Genomic DNA, 1,512 nt, shown 5'->3' on the forward strand with positions numbered 1-1,512 from the left:
GCAACTGGCTCGCGGCCGCCGGCCTCCCCGCGGCGCGCGAACGCGCTGTGGGCCTCAGCCCGCTCGTGCGGGCGACGGCGGACTGACCGGCCGGACGAGAGCGTCTCACGCGTCGTGAGACGCCTGCCCTTGCTCGCCCCTGCGCTTGGACCGAGGGATCCGCTTCGGCGTCAGCCCGCGCAGTAGGTGAGTTCCACCGAGGAATGCTGAGGCACGTCGCCGGGTGCAAGCGACTGGTTGGTCACCGGCGACCCGGGCGCCGACTTGCAGGAGCCGTCGGGCTTGGGAACGGCCGTGAGCTGCAGATTCTCCGCCGCGAGGTACGACGTCGCCGCTTCGAGCGTCTGGCCGGTCACGTCGGGGAGCGTGACCATGCCGCTCGAGATGCGGAAGTCGACCGTCGAGCCGAGCTCGGCAGCCGCCCCCGCCTCGGGCGTGGTGCCGAGCACGGTGTCGCCGGGCACGGTCGGCGACGGCTCCCGGTTCTCGACCCCGGGCACGAGCCCGAGGGCGGTGAGGTCGGCCTTCGCCTGCTCGAGCGTCTTGTTGCGGAGATCGGGCACGGTCACCGCCTGCTTGCCCGTCGAGACGAACACCGTCACGGCCGTGCCGTTGTCGACGATCTCGCCGGCGGGCGGATCGGTGCCGATGACCTGGCCCGCGGGCACGGCGTCATCGGTCTTCTCGACGGAACTCGCCGGGAGCCCGAGCTCCTGGAGCGCGTCGACGGCCTCTTCGTACGAGCTGCCGGTGAGCGTGGGGATCTCCCTGACGTTCGGGGGCAACTCGGCCGTGGGCTGCAGGTTGAACGCCCAGTACATGACGGCGATGACGATGACGACGACGCCGATGATGCCCGACCAGATCCAGATCGCGGGAGGGCGACGCTGGGTTCTCGTCATCGTCTCGTCTTCGGCGAGCTGGCGCAGGGCGAGCTCGGAGCTCGAGAGCGACCCGGTCGGCGCACCGAAGAGCATCGTGGCCTGATCGGGTTCGCGGTGCACCGGCACACGACCGGACGCGGCGGTGTCGACGTCGGTGCGGAATTCGGCGGCCGACTGGTAACGCTGGTCGCGGTTCTTCGCGAGGGAGTGCATCACGACCGCATCGAGGGCCGGTGAGACCTTCGGGTTGATGACGCTCGGCTTGACCGGCTTCTCGCTGACGTGCTGGTAGGCCACCGCGACCGGGGTGTCGCCGCGGAACGGCGGACGACCGGTCAGCATCTCGAAGAGCACCACACCGGTCGAGTACAGGTCGGTGCGGGCATCGACGGTCTCGCCCTTCGCCTGCTCGGGCGAGAAGTACGAGGCGGTGCCGAGGATCGCCGTGGTCTGCGCCACGGTCGTCGAGGAGTCGGAGACGGCGCGCGCGATGCCGAAGTCCATGACCTTCACCTGGCCGGCGGTCGTGATCATGATGTTGCCGGGCTTGATGTCGCGGTGCACGACACCGGCTCGGTGCGAGTACTCGAGCGCGGTCAGCACGCCGTCGATGACGCGCACCGCGGCG

The 1,512-nt window shown here is 70.3% G+C and carries 1 protein-coding gene; it reads right to left on the bottom strand.

What is annotated here, in order from left to right; translation table 11 throughout:
* Nucleotides 1–170: 170 nt before the first annotated feature.
* A partial coding sequence (locus ACFWWU_RS37190; protein ID WP_384153613.1) for a PASTA domain-containing protein occupies nt 171–1,512 on the bottom strand: 1,342 nt, incomplete at its 5' end.

Origin of the sequence: Streptomyces sp. NPDC058650 (assembly GCF_042717315.1) — a bacterium.
In the GTDB taxonomy this organism is placed as follows: Bacteria; Actinomycetota; Actinomycetes; order Streptomycetales; family Streptomycetaceae; genus Streptomyces.